Source organism: Streptomyces alboflavus, from assembly GCF_000716675.1.
GTDB classification, from domain to species: Bacteria; Actinomycetota; Actinomycetes; order Streptomycetales; family Streptomycetaceae; genus Streptomyces; species Streptomyces alboflavus.
In genome coordinates this window covers 111,364-130,085 of sequence record NZ_JNXT01000022.1, presented here as the reverse complement: position 1 = coordinate 130,085, position 18,722 = coordinate 111,364, and the positions used below count along the sequence as shown (strand labels likewise).

Below are 18,722 nucleotides of genomic sequence, written 5' to 3'. Positions count from 1 at the left end.
TCGTCAAAATTCTGGATGCCTTGACCCGGCTGCGCTGCGGATGGAACGGTCGGAGAGTGTGTGTGCTAGCCATTCATCGAAAACTGGGGGCGGTAGTGTGCTCGATTCGGCGGAACAGCACGAGCTATTGCGTGAACTCAATGAAGCGACGCCTTCCGTGCCTGATGTGACGATTTCTGAATTATTTGCGCGGCAGGCCGCCCGCACTCCGGACGCGGTCGCGGTGGTGGCCGGTGAGGCGTCGCTGACCTACCGGGAACTCGACGACGCGGCGGATCGGCTGGCGCGGGAACTGGTCCGTCGCGGAGTGGCTCCCGGTGCGGTGGTGGGGGTCGTCATGCCCCGCTCGGCCGCCCTGGCGACGGCGCTCCTCGCGGTGCTCAAGGCCGGCGGGACGTATCTGCCCCTGGATCCGGACTATCCGGCCGAGCGCGTGGAGTTCATGCTGCGCGACGTACGGCCGGTGCTGCTGCTCACCGCCTCGGCCGCCGGTCTGCCCCCGGTCGACTGCCCGATCGTCGAGCTCGACGAGCTGGACGCCATGGCCGTCACGGCCCAGCAAGCGGATGAAAGCACTCCGGAAACCGGTGTGGCGGTGCACCCGGAACACCTTGCGTACGTCATCTACACCTCCGGTTCGACCGGGACGCCCAAGGGCATCGGCATCACGCACCGGGACGTGGTGGGTCTCGCGCTCGACCACCGCTGGCGCGGCGGCGCTCACGAGCGGGTGCTGCTGCACTCTCCGCTGGCTTTCGACGCCTCGATCTACGAACTGTGGGTGCCGCTGCTGAACGGCGGCGCGGTCGTCGCGGACCCGTCCGGGGACCTGACCCCGCAGGTGCTGGCCGGCCTGGTCAGCGACTACGGCGTCACCTCTCTCTTCCTGACCACCTCCCTCTTCAACCTCCTGGCCGAGGAGGACCCGGGCTGCATGGCCGGGCTGAGGGCCGTGTGGGTCGGCGGCGAGCGCCTCACCCCGCGTGCTGTCCGACGCGCCATCGAGGCCTGCCCGCACACGCAGTTCGTCAATGGCTACGGGCCCACCGAGACAACGGTCTTCGCCGTCTGCCACGCGGTGGACCCCGCCGAGCCGGTCGGTGACGACATCCCGATCGGTCGCTCCATGGACAACATGAGTGCCCATGTACTGGACGACCAGTTGCGGCCGGTTCCGGCGGGGACGGCCGGTGAGCTGTATCTGGCCGGTGTCGGAGTGGCGCGCGGCTACCTGAACCGGTCCGCGCTGTCCGCGGAGCGCTTCGTGGCCTGCCCGTACGGTGACCCCGGTGAGCGGATGTACCGGACCGGCGACGTGGTGCTGCTCACTCCCGGCGGCGAGCTGGTCTACCAGGGGCGCGTCGACACCCAGGTGAAGGTGCGGGGCTTCCGGATCGAGCCCGGCGAGATCGAGACGGTGCTCCTCTCCCATCCCGGCGTGGCACACGCGGCGGTGATCGCCCGCGAGCCCTCCGGCGGCGCCGGGGGCAAGCAACTGGTGGCGTACGTCGTCCCGGTCGACTCCGGCACGGCAGGCTGGGGTCCTGCCGGCGGCAGCATCGCCATCGACTCCGGCTTCCGGGCCGGGGACCTGCGCGGGTTCGTCGCGGGCCGCCTGCCTGAGTACATGGTGCCGTCGGTCTTCATGGTGCTCGACCGGCTGCCGCTGACCCCGAACGAGAAGCTGGACCGGGCGGCGCTGCCGGAGCCGGAGTTCGGCGGCGGCGACTACCGGGCGCCGCGCACCCGCGCCGAGGAGATCCTCGCGGAGCTGTTCGCCGAGGTCCTCGGGCTCGACCGGGTCGGCATCGACGACGACTTCTTCGCGCTCGGCGGCGACAGCATCCAGTCCATCCAGATCGTGTCGCGGGCGCGCGCACAGGGCACGCAGCTCAGCTCGCGGGAGATCTTCGAGCACCGGACCGTGGCCGCCCTGGCCGAGGCCGCCGCGCACCGCGGGTCCGGCCCGGAGCCGGTCCTCACCGAGCTGGCCGGCGGCGGTACCGGATGGATGCCGCTGATGCCGGTGGCACGGTGGATCATGGAACGCGGCCCCGGTTTCGACCGGCTCGTACAGGCCGTCGTGCTCGAACTGCCGGAAGACATCGACCGGGCCGGTCTCGCCGCGACGCTCGGCGCGGTGCTCGACCGGCACGATCTGCTGCGCGCCCGGCTCGTGACCGGCGCCGACACCGGCACCGGGCCCGAGCGGCCGGGCGAGGGCCCGGGCCTGCACGTCTCCCCGCCGGGTTCGGCGGCCGTGGACCCGCTGATCCGGCGCGTCGCGTGCTCCGGGCACTGGGACGCGGAGTCATGGCGGCCCCTGCTGCTGGGCGAACTCGACGCGGCTGCCGGGAGAATGGACCCGGCAGCCGGTCTGGTGGCGCAGTTCGTGTGGTTCGACCCGGCCACCGAGGGCGACGGGCCCGGCGCCGACTCCGCAGCCGCCTCTTCCCCTGCGGCCACCGCTGCCACCACGGCGTCCGCCGGTCCCGGCCGGCTCCTGGTCGCCTTCCACCACATGGTGATCGACGGAGTGTCGTGGCGGATCCTGATGCCCGACTTCGCCGCGGCGTGGCAGCAGGTGCGGGCCGGGCGCGTCCCGGATCCGGCACCGGTGACGACATCCGTCCGGCGCTGGGCACATGCCTTGGTGGACGCGGCCGCCGCCCCGGAACGGGTGGCGGAACTACCGCTGTGGCGCTCGGTGGTGGCGGGTCCCGACCCCGTTCTCGGCACCCGGCGCCTGGACCCCGAGGTGGACGTGATGGCCACCGTGGAGAAGGTGCGGGTCCTGCTGCCGGTTCCGGTCACCGAGACCGCTCTGACGGACCTGCCCGCGGCCGTCCACGGCGGGGTCAACGACGGTCTGCTGGCCGCACTGGCCCTGGCCGTCGCCCAGTGGCGCCGCCGGCGCGGCGTCGACGAGCCGTCGACCCTGATCCGGCTCGAAGGGCACGGCCGCGAGGAAGACGTGGCACCGGGCGCGGACCTGTCCCGCAGCGTGGGCTGGTTCACCAGCGTGTTCCCGGTGCGCCTCGACCTCGCGGGAGCCGACATCGACGACGCCTTCGCGGGCGGCCGGGCCGCCGGCGACGTGGTCAAGGCGGTCAAGGAGCAACTGCTCGCCCTCCCCGACAAGGGCATGGGCTACGGCCTGCTGCGGTATCTCAACCCGGAGACCGCCGAGGTGCTCCGCGACCATCCGATCGGCCAGATCGGCTTCAACTACCTCGGCCGGTTCTCCGCCGCCGACATGCCTGACGAACTGCGCGGACTCGGCTTCACCCAGACCGCCGAACTGGCGGACTTCGCGGAGCTGGCCGAGCTGGACGCCGGGCACGACGCGCGGATGCCCGCGCTGTGCGAAGTGGACATCAACGCGACCGTCACCGACACCGTGGACGGCCCCCGGCTCGGCGCCGTCTTCGGCGCCCCCGCGGGCGTGCTCTCCGCCGACGAGGTGCGCGAGCTCGCCGACCTGTGGTGCGACGCCCTCATCGGCCTCACCCGGTATGCCGAGAGGGCCGACGCGGGTGGTCTGACGCCGTCGGACGTCCCCCTGGTGACCGTGACCCAGAGCGCCATCGAGACCTGGGAACGCCGCTATCCGGGACTCACCGACATCTGGCCGCTGACCGCGCTCCAGTCGGGACTGCTGTTCCAGTCGCAGCTGAACGACACCACGTTCGACGCGTACCAGGTGCAGTACACGCTGCACCTGTCCGGATCCGTCGACCCGGACCGGATGCGCGCGGCCGGACAGGCCCTGCTCGACCGGCACGCCGCCCTGCGGACCGCGTTCGTGTCCGACGACGACGGCGACCAGCTCCAACTGGTGGTCGACGGGGTCGAGCTGCCGTGGTTCCACCACGACCTGTCCGGACTCGACGGGCCCGGCCAGGACGACGCCTTCGAGCGGTTCCTCGCCGAGGACCTGGCCACCCACTTCGACGCCGCGACCCCGCCGATGCTGCGGCTGTCCCTGGTCACGCTCGGCCCGGACCGCTCGGAGCTGATCCTGACCGCGCACCACGTGCTGTTCGACGGCTGGTCGCTGCCGCTCCTGACACAGGACCTGCTGCGCCTCTACGCCACGGGTGGCGACGCGGCAGCGCTGCCGCGGGCGCGCGACTACCGGGACTTCCTCGACTGGCTGGCGCGACAGGACCAGGAGGCATCGGCCACCGCCTGGGCCGCGGAGCTCGAAGGACTGGAGGAGCCCACCCTGCTCGCGCCCGCCGACGGACTCGGGACGGACCTCACCGGCATCGGCCAGGTGGAGGTGGACCTGCCCGCCGACATCGCGCGCGCCCTGTCCCGTCGTGCGGCCGAACTGGGCATCACGGTGAACGCCGTCGTCCAGGGCACCTGGGCGATCCTCCTCGCCCGGCTCACCGGTCGCCAGGACGTGGTGTTCGGCGCCACCGTCTCCGGCCGCCCGCCCGCCCTGACCGGAGCGGACTCCATGGTCGGCCTCTTCCTCAACACGGTGCCGGTACGGGTGCGGTGTGCTCCGGGGGACACCCTCGCCGAGCTCCTGACCGCTCTCCAGGACCGGCAGGCCGCGCTCCTCGACCACCATCACCACCCCCTCACCGACATCCAGCGGGCCGCGGGCCTGGCCACGCTGTTCGACACCTACGTCGCGTTCGAGTCCTTCCCCCTGGACCGGTCCGGCATCGGCGAGGCGAGCCGGGCCGCCGGCATCACTGTCACCGGCATCCGCCCGTTCGCCACCACGCACTTTCCGCTGACCGTGATGGCCCTCGCCGACTCCGACCGGCTGCGCCTTTCGCTGCAGTACCAACGGAGCGTGTTCGACCGGGACGAGGTCGACCGCATCGGTGCCCGCTTCGGCAGGATCCTGCGTCAGCTGGCGGCGGACCCCGGCCACCGCGTGGGCGCCGTCGACGTGCTGGAGCGCGCCGAACGGGACCGGCTGCTCGGCCGGTTCGACGACACGACGGCACCGGAACCCGGACTGACCGTCCCGCAGTTGTTCGAACGGCAGGCCGCCGCCACCCCGGACACGGTCGCGGTGGAGTGCGGCGAGGTCTCGCTGACGTACCGCGAACTCGACGAACGGGCGAACCGCCTCGCACACGGTCTGGCCGGGCGCGAGGTCGGGCCGGAGAGCGTGGTGGCGGTGGCGCTGCCGCGCTCGGCGGACCTGGTCGTCGCGCTCCTGGGCGTGCTGAAGTCCGGGGCCGCGTATCTGCCGATCGACCCGCAGTACCCGAGCCGGCGCCTCGCACACATCCTCCGCGACGCGCGCCCGGCCCTGGTGCTCACGGACCCCGCCACCGGCACGGCGGTACTCCCCGACGACGGCACCCCCCGCGCCGGGCTCGACGAGATCACGGCCGGCGGAAGCGGAAGCGGAACAGGAACCGGAACCGGAACCGGCCACGGCCTCGGTGACGAGGTGCGGCCCCCGCGGCCGGACCACGTGGCGTACGTGATGTACACCTCCGGGTCCACCGGCGCCCCGAAGGGCGTGGCCATCACCCACCGCAACGTGACCAACTGTCTGCCGGGCCTCGCGGCCGCACTCGGCGTCTCACCGGGGTACCGCATGCTGGCGGGCACGTCGGTGAACTTCGACGTGTCGGTGTTCGAGATCTTCACCACGCTGACCACCGGCGGCAGCGTCGAGGTGGTCCGGGACGTGCTGGTCCTGGGCGAGCGCGACGGCTGGTCGGGCGGTGTGATCAGCACGGTTCCCTCCGCGTTCACCGAACTCGTCGACCGTCTTGGCGACAAGATCGGTGCGGACGCGGTGGTGTTCGCGGGCGAGGCGCTGCCCGCCTCGCTGGTGCGCCGGGTACGGGAGGCGCTGCCCGGGGTGCGCGTGGTGAACGCCTACGGCCAGAGCGAGACCTTCTACGCGACCGCGTTCGCCGTCGACGGCACGGACGAGTGGCGGGCCCCGGTGAACGCGCCGATCGGCACGCCGCTTCCGGGCAACCGGGTGTACGTCCTGGGCGACGGTCTGCTGCCGGTGCCACCGGGGGCGGCGGGCGAGCTGTACGTCGCCGGAGCGTCGGCGGGGCGCGGCTATTGGGGCCGGACCGTGCTGACCTCGGAACGCTTCGTCGCCGACCCGTACGGGCCGCCGGGAGCGCGGATGTACCGCACCGGGGACCTGGCCCGCTTCAACGCGGCGGGCGACCTGGAGTACGTCGGGCGCGGCGACGCGCAGGTGAAGATCCGGGGCATCCGGGTCGAGCCCGCCGAGGTCGAGGCGGTGCTGACCGCTCATCCCGGGGTCGACCGGGCGGTCGTCATCGCCCGGGACGGTCATGGCACGGGCCGGGCCGAGCAGTTGGTGGCCTATGTCGTGCCGTCCGCGACGGGCGGCGCCGGACCCGCCGAACTGCGCGGATTCACCGCTGAGCGGCTGCCCGAGTTCATGGTGCCCGCGGCCGTCGTACCGCTGGACGCGCTGCCGTTGATGCCCAACGGCAAGCTGGACCGGGCCGCGCTGCCCGAACCCGAGTTCACCGCCGGACGGTACCGCGCCCCCCGGACACCGCGGGAAGAGACCCTCTGCCGCCTGTACGCCGAGGTCCTCGGCGTGGACCGGGTGGGCGTGGACGACGACTTCTTCGCCCTGGGCGGCCATTCGCTCCTGGCCGCCCGCCTCCTCAGCCGGATCCGTTCCGAGCTCGGGGCCGATGTGCCCCTGCGAGCGATTTTCGACACCCCCCGCGTCACCGACCTGTCGAGCAAGGTGAAGGACGCCTCCGCGGCCCCTGCGAACGACTCCTCCGCGTCGAGCCGACCTCGCCTGCGCAAGATGGATAGGAGCAAGTACTAAATGATCCCGTTGTCCTTCGCGCAGCGTCGCCTGTGGTTCATCGACCGTTTCGAGGGCCCGTCGGCGGCCTACAACCTTCCCTTCGTGCTCCACCTGAGCGGTTCCCTGGACGTGGCCGCGCTGTCCTCGGCGGTGCGCGACGTCGTCGTCCGGCACGAGAGTCTCCGCACGGTGTTCGGCGAGGACGACGCGGGGGTGCCGGGGCAGCGGGTGCTGCCCGAGGACCAGATCCGACTGGCGGTGCCCGTGACCGAGGTGGCACCGGCCGACCTGGCCGGCGCCGTGGCCGAAGCGGTGGCTCACCGCTTCGACCTCTCGGCCGAGATCCCGGTGCGGGCCCGGCTGCTGAGGCGGGCCGACGACGAGCACGTGCTCGTCCTGGTGATGCACCACATCGCCAGCGACGGCCAGTCGATGGGGCCGCTGGCACGCGACCTGGCCGCCGCGTACACGGCCCGTCTGACGGGCGACGCCCCGCAGTGGCCGGAACTGTCGGTGCAGTACGTCGACTACACCCTGTGGCAGCGCGAACTCCTGGGCGACGAGTCCGACCCGGACAGCGTCCTCGCCACCCAGCTGCGCTACTGGCAGGACGAGCTCGCGGGCGCCCCCGAGAAGCTGCCGCTGCCGACGGACCGGCCGCGGCCGTCCGCCGCCAGCCACCGCGGCGACAGCGTGGAGTTCACGATCGAACCGGACCTCCTCGCGGCGGTGCAGAACCTGGCCGACGGCCAGGGCATACCCGGCCTGACCCCGACGATGGTGATGCAGTCGGCCGTCGCGGTGCTGCTGCACCATCTGGGCGCGGGCGAGGACATCACGATGGGCTCCACCATCGCGGGCCGCTCGGACGCCGAGCTGGCGGACCTGGTCGGGTTCTTCGTCAACACCTGGGTGCTGCGGACCGATCTGGCCGCGAACCCGACGCTCCACCAGGTGCTCCAGCGGGTGCGGAACAAGGCGCTGAGCGCCTACGAGAACCAGGACGCCCCCTTCGAGCGCCTGGTGGAGGCGGTGAACCCGGAGCGTTCCACGGCCTACCACCCGCTGTTCCAGGTGATGTTCACCTGGCAGGGAGACTCCCGCGTCGACGTCGCCCTGCCCGAGGTGCGGGCCCGGCTCGAGGCGGTTCCCACCGCGACCGCCAAGTTCGACCTGGAGTTCAACTTCGGCATCGACCCCGACGAGCGGTCCATGCGGTGCACGCTCGAGTACGCCACCGACCTCTTCGACCGGAGCACCATGGAGGCCGCCGCCGCCCGCCTCGTGCGCGTGGTGCGGGCGTTCGTGGCCGACCCGGGCACGCGGGTCGGTTCGGTGGACGTGCTGGACGCGGCGGAGCGGGAGCTGGTGGTCCACGGGTTCAACGACACGGCGGTGCCGACGCCCGACGTGACGATCCCGGCACTGTTCGAGCGGCAGGCGGCCGCCACCCCGGACGCGGTGGCGGTGGTGTCGGACGAGGTGACGCTGACGTACGCGGAGCTGAACGCGCGGGCGGAGCAGGTCGCCCGCGCCCTGGCGGAGCGTGGAGCGCGTCCCGAGTCGACGGTCGCGGTGGCGCTGCCGCGCGGGGCGGACCTCGTGGTGGCACTGCTCGGCGTGCTGAAGTCCGGGGCCGCGTATCTGCCGATCGACCCGAAGTACCCGAGTGCGCGTCTGGATCACATCCTGGCGGCCGCCCGACCCGCCCTCGTCCTGACGGCCGCGGAGTCGGCCGACGTGCTGTCCGGGACCGACGTCCCGCAGCTTCTCGTCACCGACATCGCGAGCGGACCCCTTCCGGCGGACGCCGGGAACACGCCGCCGCGGCCGCACAACGCGGCGTACGTGATGTACACCTCCGGTTCGACCGGCACGCCCAAGGGTGTGACCATCACGCACGACAACGTGGTCAACGATGTGCTGCGGCTCGCCGAGCGGGTGGGCATCGAGTCGGGCACGCGGGTGCTCGCGGGCACCTCGGTGAACTTCGACGTGTCCGTGTTCGAGATCTTCGCCACGCTGTGCGCGGGCGGCGCCGTCGAGGTGGTCCGCGACGGCGGGTGGTCAACGCCTATGGGCAGACGGAGAGTTTCTACGCGACGACGTTCTCGCTGCCGTCCGGTGAGGAGTGGGTCGGTTCGGGGAGTGCGCCGATCGGTTCTCCGTTGGGGAACATGAGGGCGTATGTGCTGGGTCCTGGCTTGCTCCCGGTGCCGCCGGGCGTGGTGGGCGAGTTGTATGTGGCGGGCAACGTGGCGCGTGGCTATCACGGCCGAGCGGGCCTGACCGCGGAGCGGTTCGTGGCGGATCCCTTCGGTGGGCCTGGTGCGCGGATGTATCGCACGGGTGACCTGGCGCGGTGGAACGCCGACGGTCAGTTGGAGTACGTGGGGCGTGACGACGCCCAGATGAAGGTGCGCGGTTTCCGTATCGAGCCGGGTGAGGTGGAGGCGGCGCTGACCGCGCATCCCGGTGTGTCCCAGGCCGTGGTCGCCACGCGCACCGGCCGCGGCGTCAAGCAGTTGGTGGGCTATGTCGTTCCCGTCGGTATGGGCGAGGGCGGCATCGGCACCGTCGAGAGCCTCGGCCAGCTCGACGTCGACCTGACCGCCGGTGTGTCGGCACGGGAACTGCGTCGTTTTGTGGCGGGGCGGTTGCCGGAGTTCATGGTGCCGTCGGTGTTGGTGATGCTGGATCGGTTGCCGTTGGCGCCGAATGGGAAGTTGGATCGGTCGGCGTTGCCGGAGCCGGAGTTCGGTGGGGGTGAGTACCGGGCGCCGGGGTCGGTGGTGGAGCGGGTGCTGGCCGGGGTGTATGCGGAGGTTCTCGGTCTGGAGCGGGTGGGGGTCGATGACGACTTCTTCGCTGTGGGCGGGGACAGTATCCGTTCGATTCAGGTGGTTTCGCGGGCGCGGGTGTTGGGTGTGGAGGTGTCGCCTCGGCAGATCTTTGAGTGCCGGACGGTGGCCGAGCTGGCACAGGTGGCCATCACGGACGGCTCCGATGCGGGTGTGGTGCTTGAGGAGTTCGAGGGCGGCGGTACGGGCCGCCTGCCGATGCTGCCCATCAGCCACTACCTGCAGGAACTGGGCGGCGGCTTCGACCGGTTCTCCATGTCGGCGGTACTGGAACTGCCGGTGGGCATCGACGCGGCGGGATTGTCCGCGACCCTGGCGGCCGTGGTCGACCGGCATGACATTCTGCGCTCGCGGCTGATCACCGGGGACGCATGGAATCTGAAGGTCACCGAGCAGGGCTCGGTGGACGTCTCCGGCCTCGTCCACCGGGTGGAGTCCGACGGCCAGTGGGACACACCGACCTGGCGGGAACAGGCGGAGACAGAGCTGGACGAGGCCACCGGACAACTGGACCCCGTGCGCGGGGTGATGGCCCGGTTCGTATGGTTCGATCCGGGCGCGGCGGCCCCCGGTCGACTCCTGGTGGTACTGCACCACCTGGTCGTGGACGCACGCCGGTGGCGACCTCGGTACGACGCTGGACCCACGGTGAACGACGGTCTGCTGGCCGGGCTCGCCCTCGCGGTGGCCAAGTGGCGGCAGAAGCGCGGCGTCTCGGAGTCCTCGGCGCTGATCCGGCTCGAAGGACACGGCCGTGAGGAAGCCGTCGTACCGGGCGCGGACCTGTCCCGCACGGTGGGCTGGTTCACCAGCATGTTCCCCGTCCGCCTCGACACCGCGGGGATCGACCTCAGCGACGCCTTCGCGGGCGGCCCCGCAGCCGCGGGCGCGATCAAGGCCGTGAAGGAGCAACTGCTCGCCATCCCCGACAAGGGCGTCGGCTACGGCCTGCTGCGCTATCTGAACCCGGACACGGAGACGGTGCTCCGGCGCTACGACACCGGGCAGATCGCCTTCAACTACCTCGGCCACTTCTCCGCCGCCGACATGCCGGAAAACCTGCGCGGCCTCGGCTGGACCCGGGCCGAGAACACCACCGACCTGGTGGCGGCGCCGGACGCGGACATGCCGCTGATGTCGACGCTGGAGATCAACGCGCTGGTCGGCGACGCCGAGGACGGGCCGTGCCTGAACGCCCGCGTGGGCTTCGCCACCGGCGTGCTGTCCCGCGAGGACGTGCAGGAGCTGGCCGACCTCTGGTGCACGGCGCTCGAAGGCATCGCCCGGCACGTGGCCCGGCCCGGCGCCGGTGGCCTGACGCCGTCGGACGTGCCGCTGGTCTCGGTGGACCAGCGCAAGCTGGAGGTCTGGGAGAAGAAGTATCCCGGCCTTGCGGATGTGTGGCCGCTGACATCGCTGCAGTCCGGACTGCTCTTCCACGCCCTGCTGGCCGACGCGGCGTACGACGCGTACCACATGCAGTTGGTGTTCCACCTGACCGGGCCGGTGGAGCCGGAGCGGATGCGGGCCGCGGGACAGGCCGTCCTCGACCGCTACGCCAACCTGCGGACGGCGTTCGTCAGCGACACCGCCGGTGAACGCGTCCAACTCGTCGTCGACGACGTCCGCCTGCCCTGGCAGCACACCGACCTGAGCGACCACGGCGACGACCGTGACGCGGCGCTCGAACGGATCCTCGCCGACGACCGCGCCACGCACTTCGACCTGACCGCACCGCCGCTGGTGCGGATGACCCTGGTGACCATGGGCCCGGACCGGGCCGAACTGGTCTTCACCGCCCACCACGTGCTGTTCGACGGCTGGTCCGTCCCGCTCCTCATGGAGGACCTGCTCAGGCTGTACGGCTCCGGCGGGGACCTCGCGGCCCTGCCGAAGGTGCGCGGCTACCGGGACTTCCTGTCCTGGCTGGCCCAGCAGGACCAGGACGCGGCCGCCCGCGCCTGGGCCGACGAACTCGACGGACTCGAGGAACCTACCCTGCTCGCCCCCGGGGCGGAGTCCGCCGACTCCGAGGACATCGGGCAGGTCGACGTACCGCTGTCGCCGGAGACCGCCCGCGAACTGACCCGGTACGCGGCCGAGGTGGGCGTCACCCTGAACACCCTGGTGCAGGGGGTCTGGGCGGTGGTCGTCGGAGAGCTGACCGGGCGCGAGGACGTGGTGTTCGGCGCGACGGTGTCCGGCCGTCCGCCCGTCGTCACGGACATCGACACCATGGTCGGCCTGTTCATCAACACCCTTCCCGTACGCGTGACCTGCGCCCCCGGGGACACCTTCGCGGGGCTGCTGACGCGGCTCCAGGACCGGCAGGCCGTGCTGCTCGACCACCACCACCACGGCCTCGCGCGGATCCAGCAGGACACCGGCCTCAGCACCCTCTTCGACACCGTCGTCGTCTTCGAGTCCTTCCCGATCGACCACGCGGGGCTCGGCGACGCCAACACCGAGGCGGGTGTGGCGATCACCGGCCTCACCCCGTTCAGCGGCACCCACTACCCGCTGACCGTGACGGCCGACGCCGACCCGCAACTGCGCATCGCGCTCCAGTACCAGCACCACATCTTCGACCACGCCACCGTGGAAGCCATCGCCACCCGCTGCCTGCGGGTGCTGCTCCAGGTCGTCGAGAACCCGTCGATCCGCGTCGCGCAGCTCGATGTCCTGGAGTCCGCCGAGCGGACCAAGGTCGTGTCCGAGTGGAACGACACCGCTCACCCCACGGCCACCGCCGGGAGCACCCTCGCCGCGGCGTTCGAAGCCCAGGTGGAGCGCGGCCCGGAGCGCACCGCGCTCGTCTTCGAGGGAGACACGCTCTCCTACGCCGACTTCAACGCCCGCGCCAACCGCCTCGCGCACTGGCTGATCGAGCGGGGCGCCGGACCCGAACGGCTCGTCGCGATCCGGATGCCGCGCTCCTTCGACCTGCTCACCGCGATCTACGGCGTGCTCAAGACAGGAGCCGCCTATCTGCCGATCGAGACCGATCTGCCCGGAGAGCGGGTCGAGCACATGGTCGCCGACAGCACGCCCCTCCTCGTCCTGGACGAACTCCCGGACCTCTCCGGCCACCCGGATGCGAACCCCGGCGTCGACGTGCACGAGGACCACGCCGCCTACGTGATCTACACCTCGGGGTCGACGGGGAAGCCCAAGGGCGTGGTCGTGTCCCACCGTTCGATCATGAACCGGCTCGCCTGGGGCCACGGCCACTACGGCATGGACGAGAGCGACCGGATGCTCCTGAAGACATCCGTCGGCTTCGACGTGTCGGTGCCCGAGCTGTTCTGGCCGCTGCAGGTCGGGGCGGCTCTGGTGATCGTACGGCCGGACGGGCAGAAGGACCCCGAGTACCTGGCCAGGCTGATCCGGGAACAGCGGGTCACCGACGCCGACTTCGCGCCGTCCATGCTGGCGGCGTTCCTCTCGGAGCCGACCGCGGACCAGTGCACCAGCCTGCGCCGTGTGGAGGCCGCGGGCGAGGCGCTCCCCCTGGAGCTCACCCAGCGCTTCGCACAGGTGCTCCCCGGCACCCGGCTGCACAACCTCTACGGCCCCACCGAGGCCGCGGTCGAGGTCACGGCCTGGGAGTGCCGCGAGGAGCACGGCGCCACCGGCGTCCCGATCGGCGCGCCCGTGTGGAACACCCAGGTCTACGTTCTCGACTCCGCGCTGCGGCCGGTCCCCCCGGGTGTGCCGGGAGAGCTCTACCTCGCCGGCGTCCAGCTCGCCCGCGGCTACCTGAACCGTCCGGGCCTGACCGCCGAACGCTTCGTGGCCAGCCCGTTCACCCCCGGCGCGCGCATGTACCGCACCGGTGACCTGGTCAAGTGGCGGCCCGACGGCGTGATCGACTACCTCGGCCGGGTCGACTTCCAGGTTAAGGTGCGCGGATTCCGCATCGAGCCCGGCGACATCGAAGCCGCCCTCGCCGCGCACCCCGGCGTGGACCAGGCCGTGGTGATCACCCGCGAGGACCGGCCCGGCGACCAGCGCATCGTGGGATACGTGGTGCCCGCCCCCACCGGCTCGGCCACCGCCCGGGAGGCGGAGCAGGTCGACGAGTGGCAGCAGGTGTACGACGAGGCGTACACCGGGTCCGGGACGGCCGCCTGGGGCGCGGACTTCACCGGCTGGAACTCCAGCTACACCGGAGAGCCGATCCCGCTGGCGGAGATGCGGGCCTGGCGGGACGCCGCCGTCGAGCAGATCCTCGACCGGGCGCCGCAGCGCGTCCTCGAACTGGGCGTCGGCTCGGGTCTGCTGCTCTCCCAGATCGTGCCCGACGTCGCGGAGTACTGGGGCACGGACTTCTCGGCACCCGTCATCGAGCAGCTGCGGGACCAGGTCGAGCGGGCCGGGTTCGCCGAGCGGGTCCGGCTGCGGGTGCAGCCCGCCGACGACGTGTCGGGCCTGCCCCAGGAGTACTTCGACACCGTCGTCATCAACTCGGTGGCACAGTACTTCCCCGACGCCGGCTATCTCGACCGGGTGCTGAGCCAGGCCCTCGGCCTGCTGGCCCCCGGCGGCCGCATCGTGATCGGTGACGTGCGCCACGCCGGCTCGCTGAGCCTGCTGAAGACGGCGATCCACCACGCCCAGCGCCCGGAGGCGTCGGCGTCCGTGGTCCGCGCCGCCGTCGCCCGCGCCGTCCTGGTGGAGAAGGAGCTGGTCCTCGACCCGGAGTGGTTCACGCGCTGGGCCGACGAGAACGGCGCCGCCGGGGTGGAGGTGCTCCTGAAGCCCGGCCGCGCCCACAACGAACTGACCCGGCACCGCTACGAAGTCGTGCTGCACAAGGCACCCGTGGACCTCGTCCCTCTGACCGGGATCCCGGAGCTCGCCTGGGGCCGCAGGGTGGACGACTTCACCGGCCTCGACGAGATCGTCCAGGAGCACGGGACGACACCGGTACGGATCACCCGGATACCCAACGCCCGACTCGCCGGTGAGGTCGCCACCGCCACCGCCTTCGCGGGCCTCGACTCACCGGTGGCCGGGCTCCCGCCCCTGGACCCGCACGACCTGCGGAACTGGGCCGACCGGCGAGGCGTCGGCCTGCTGCTCACCCTGACGGCGGGCGTGCCCGAGTGCTTCGACGCGGTGGTCTTCCCCGCGGGCACCGAAGCCGGACGGACGTACTCCGGAGGGTTCACGCCCACTGGGCGCCCCGAGCGGACGCTGGCGAACGACCCGGCCGGGGCGCGGGAGATCGGCGTCCTCGTCGCCGGGCTCCGCGACCACGCGCAGGAACGGCTGCCGGAGTACATGGTGCCCGCGGCCGTGGTCGCGATCGCCGAGGTGCCCCTGACCCCCAACGGGAAGCTGGACCGGCAGGCGCTGCCCGTGCCCGACTACGCCGGTGTGGCCACGGGCCGGCCGCCGCGGACACCGCAGGAAGAGGTTCTCTGCGCGCTGTTCGCCGAGGTCCTCGGCATCGACCGGGTGGGCATCGACGACAACTTCTTCACCCTGGGCGGGCACTCGCTCCTCGCCACCCGGCTGATCAGCCGGATCCGCGCCGAACTGGGCGCCGAGGTCCCGATCCGCGCGGTCTTCGACTGTCCCACCGTCGTGGAACTGGTCGAGCGGATCGCGCCGGGAGCGCGCGTCCGCTCCCCGCTGCGCCGGGCGGCACAGCGCCCGGAGCAGCCGCCGCTGTCGTTCGCGCAGCGCCGCCTGTGGTTCATCGACCGGTTCGAGGGGCCGTCGGCCACGTACAACATCCCGTTCGTGCTGCGGCTCACCGGCGCGCTGGACGTGGCGGCGCTGGAGAACGCGGTACGGGACGTCGTGTCGCGGCACGAGATACTGCGGACGCTGATCGCCGAGTCCGGTGACGGAGTGCCGTACCAGCGGGTGCTGCCCGCCACGCCGGCACCGGTGGACCTGCACGTCGTCGAGTCCGCACCGGACGCGGTGGCGGACGCGGTGGCGGCCGTCGCGGCCCGGCCGTTCGACCTGGCCACGGAGATACCGCTGCGGGCGACCGTGGTCCGCAGCGCCGCCGACCAGCACGTGCTGGTCCTCGTGGTCCACCACATCGCCGGGGACGGCGAGTCGATGGGTCCGCTGGCGCGCGACCTGGGCACGGCCTACGCCGCCCGGCTGCGAGGTGCGGAGCCCGACTGGCCTGAGCCTCCGGTGCAGTACGTCGACTACACCCTGTGGCAGCGGGAACTGCTCGCCGACGAGTCCGACCCCGACGGTGTCCTCGCCACCCAGCTGCGGCACTGGCGGGACGAACTGGCGGGCGTGCCGCAGCCGTTGCAGCTGCCGACGGATCGCCCCCGGCCGCCGGTGGCGAGCCGTCGCGGCGACCTGGTGGCGTTCGAGCTCGATCCGGACCTGGTCACCGCCGTGGAAGAACTCGCCCGCGCGCAGGGCGCGACGGTGTCGATGGTCCTCCAGTCGGCCGTGACGGTCCTGCTGCACCACCTGGGCGGCGGCGACGACATCACCGTCGGATCTCCGATCGCCGGCCGCACCGACGCCGCGCTCGCGGAGCTGGTGGGCTTCTTCGTCAACACGTGGGTGCTGCGCGCAGACCTGTCCGGAAACCCGAGCTTCAAGGGGCTCCTCGGCCAGGTGCGCGAGAAGGCCCTGGCCGCCTACGAGAACCAGGACGCGCCCTTCGAGCGCCTGGTGGAACTGATCAAACCCGACCGCTCCACCGCCTACCACCCGCTGTTCCAGGTGATGTTCGCCTGGCAGAACATGGCCCGTGAGGACTTCGCGCTCGAAGGCCTGCGCGTGCACCTCGAGCACCCGTCCACCGACACCGCGAAGTTCGACCTGTTCTTCAACATGGCCGACATCCCCGGCCTCGGTGTGGTCGGCCACCTCGAGTACGCGACGGACCTCTTCGACCGCGCCACGGTCGAGGCCCTCGCGGCCCGGTTCGCGCGGGTCGTACAGCAACTGGTCGCCAGCCCCGCCCGGCCGATCGGGGCGGTCGTGGACGTGCTGGACGGGGCGGAGCGGGAGCTGGTGGTCGACCGGTTCAACGACACGGCGGCGCCGACGCCCGAGGTGACGATTCCCGCACTGTTCGAGCGGCAGGCGGCCGCCACCCCGGACGCGGTGGCGGTGATCTCCGGCGAGTGGACCCTCACCTACCGCGAGCTGGACGCGCGCGCGGACCGGGTGGCACGCGAGCTTGCGGCACGCGGAGTGGGTCCGGAGACGGTGGTGGGACTCGCGCTGCCGCGCGGGGCGGACCTCGTCGTGGCACTGCTCGGCGTGCTGAAGTCCGGGGCCGCGTATCTGCCGGTCGACCCGAAGTACCCCAGCACGCGGCTCGACTTCATCCTGTCGGACGCCCGCCCCCGGCTGTTCCTGACGGACGCGGCAACCGAGGGAGTGCTGCCGGACGACGGAACTCCGCGCCTGTTCGTCGGCGACGCCGAGAAGGCGGGCGCCGACGCCGGGAACGCGGGCGCCGATGCCGGGAACACGCCGCCGCGGCCGCACAACGCGGCGTACGTGATGTACACCTCCGGTTCGACCGGCACGCCCAAGGGTGTGACCGTCACGCACCGCAACGTGGTCAACGGCGTGCTGCGGCTCGCCGAGCGGGTGGGCATCGAGTCGGGCACGCGGGTGCTCGCGGGCACCTCGGTGAACTTCGACGTGTCCGTCTTCGAGATCTTCACCACCCTGGCGCGCGGCGGCTGCGTCGAAGTGGTCCGCGACGTCCTGGAGTTGGCGGAGCGCGAGGACTGGCAGGGCGGTGTGATCAGCACCGTGCCGTCCGTCTTCGCCGAACTCGTCGACGACATCGCCGGCACCGTGGACGTCGACGCCGTCGTCTTCGCCGGAGAAGCCCTGCCCGCGTCCCTGGCGGACCGGGTGCGGAAGGCCTTCCCGGGTGTGCGGGTGGTCAACGCCTATGGGCAGACGGAGAGTTTCTACGCGACGACGTTCTCGCTGCCGTCCGGTGAGGAGTGGGTCGGTTCGGGGAGTTCGTGCGGCTCTGACGGCGGAGCGGTTCGTGGCGGATCCGTATGGGGTCGCGGGTGCGCGGATGTATCGCACGGGTGACCTGGCGCGCTGGAGCGCTGATGGTCAGTTGGAGTATGTGGGGCGTGATGACGCGCAGATGAAGGTGCGCGGTTTCCGTATCGAGCCGGGTGAGGTGGAGGCGGCGCTGACCGCCCATCCGGGTGTGTCCCAGGCCGTGGTCGCCACGCGCACCGGCCAGGGCACGAAACAGCTGGTCGGCTATGTCGTCCCCACCGGAGCGGATGACGCCACCGGCGACACCGAGGGCCTGAGCGACGACGCCATCGACCTCACCAGCGGCGTCGACAGTGCCGAACTGCGTCGTTTTGTGGCGGGGCGGTTGCCGGAGTTCATGGTGCCGTCGGTGTTGGTGATGCTGGATCGGCTGCCGTTGGCGCCGAATGGGAAGCTGGATCGGTCGGCGTTGCCGGAGCCGGAGTTCGGTGGGGGTGATTACCGGGCGCCGGGGTCGGTGGTGGAGCGGGTGCTGGCCGGGGTGTATGCGGAGGTTCTCGGTCTGGAGCGGGTGGGAGTCGATGACGACTTCTTCGCTGTGGGCGGGGACAGCATCCGTTCGATTCAGGTGGTGTCGCGGGCCCGGGTGCTGGGCGTGGAGGTGTCGCCGCGGCAGATCTTTGAGTGCCGGACGGTGGCAGAGCTGGCGCGGGTGGCGGTGGCTGGTGGTTCGGATGCGGGTGTGGTGTTGGAGGAGTTCGAGGGCGGTGGTGTGGGTTGGTTGCCGGTGTTGCCGGTGAGCCGGTATCTGCGGGAGTTGGGGGGTGGTTTCGGCCGGTTCTCGATGTCGGCGGTGCTGGAGCTGCCGGTGGGCATTGATGCTGCGGGCCTGTCGGCGACGTTGGGTGCGGTGTTCGACCGCCACGACGTCCTTCGTTCGCGGTTGGTGACGGGTGATGAGTGGCAGTTGGAGGTTGCCGAGCCGGGCGCGGTGGATGTGGCGGGTCTGGTCCGCCGGGTGGAGTGTGAGGGTGAGTGGGGTGGTGCGGGTTGGCGGGAGCTGGCGGAGGCGGAGCTGG

General features: G+C 71.7%; 2 protein-coding genes and 2 pseudogenes. All 4 read left to right on the top strand.

Annotated features, from left to right (window positions below; all coding sequences use genetic code 11):
- The first annotated feature begins 166 nt into the window (after positions 1 to 166).
- On the top strand, positions 167 to 6,823 hold the full coding sequence (locus OO63_RS18575) for a non-ribosomal peptide synthetase (RefSeq protein WP_158798918.1): 6,657 nt from the start codon (positions 167 to 169) through the stop codon (positions 6,821 to 6,823).
- On the top strand, positions 6,824 to 8,986 hold the full coding sequence (locus tag OO63_RS42295; protein WP_051810978.1) for a condensation domain-containing protein: 2,163 nt from the start codon (positions 6,824 to 6,826) through the stop codon (positions 8,984 to 8,986). It begins immediately after the preceding gene.
- Positions 8,905 to 17,727 (top strand): annotated as a pseudogene (locus OO63_RS46360) (amino acid adenylation domain-containing protein); the annotation flags it as partial. The gene OO63_RS42295 and the pseudogene OO63_RS46360, both read left to right, overlap by 82 nt.
- A pseudogene (locus OO63_RS47775) lies at positions 17,624 to 18,325 on the top strand (AMP-binding enzyme); the annotation flags it as partial. The pseudogenes OO63_RS46360 and OO63_RS47775, both read left to right, overlap by 104 nt.
- Between the last annotated feature and the right edge of the window lie 397 nt (positions 18,326 to 18,722).

What these genes read in the sequence shown, in the direction of transcription:
- OO63_RS42295 (WP_051810978.1), top strand. Translation starts at nt 6,824, where the DNA reads ATGATCCCGTTGTCCTTCGCGCAGCGTCGCCTGTGGTTCATCGACCGT.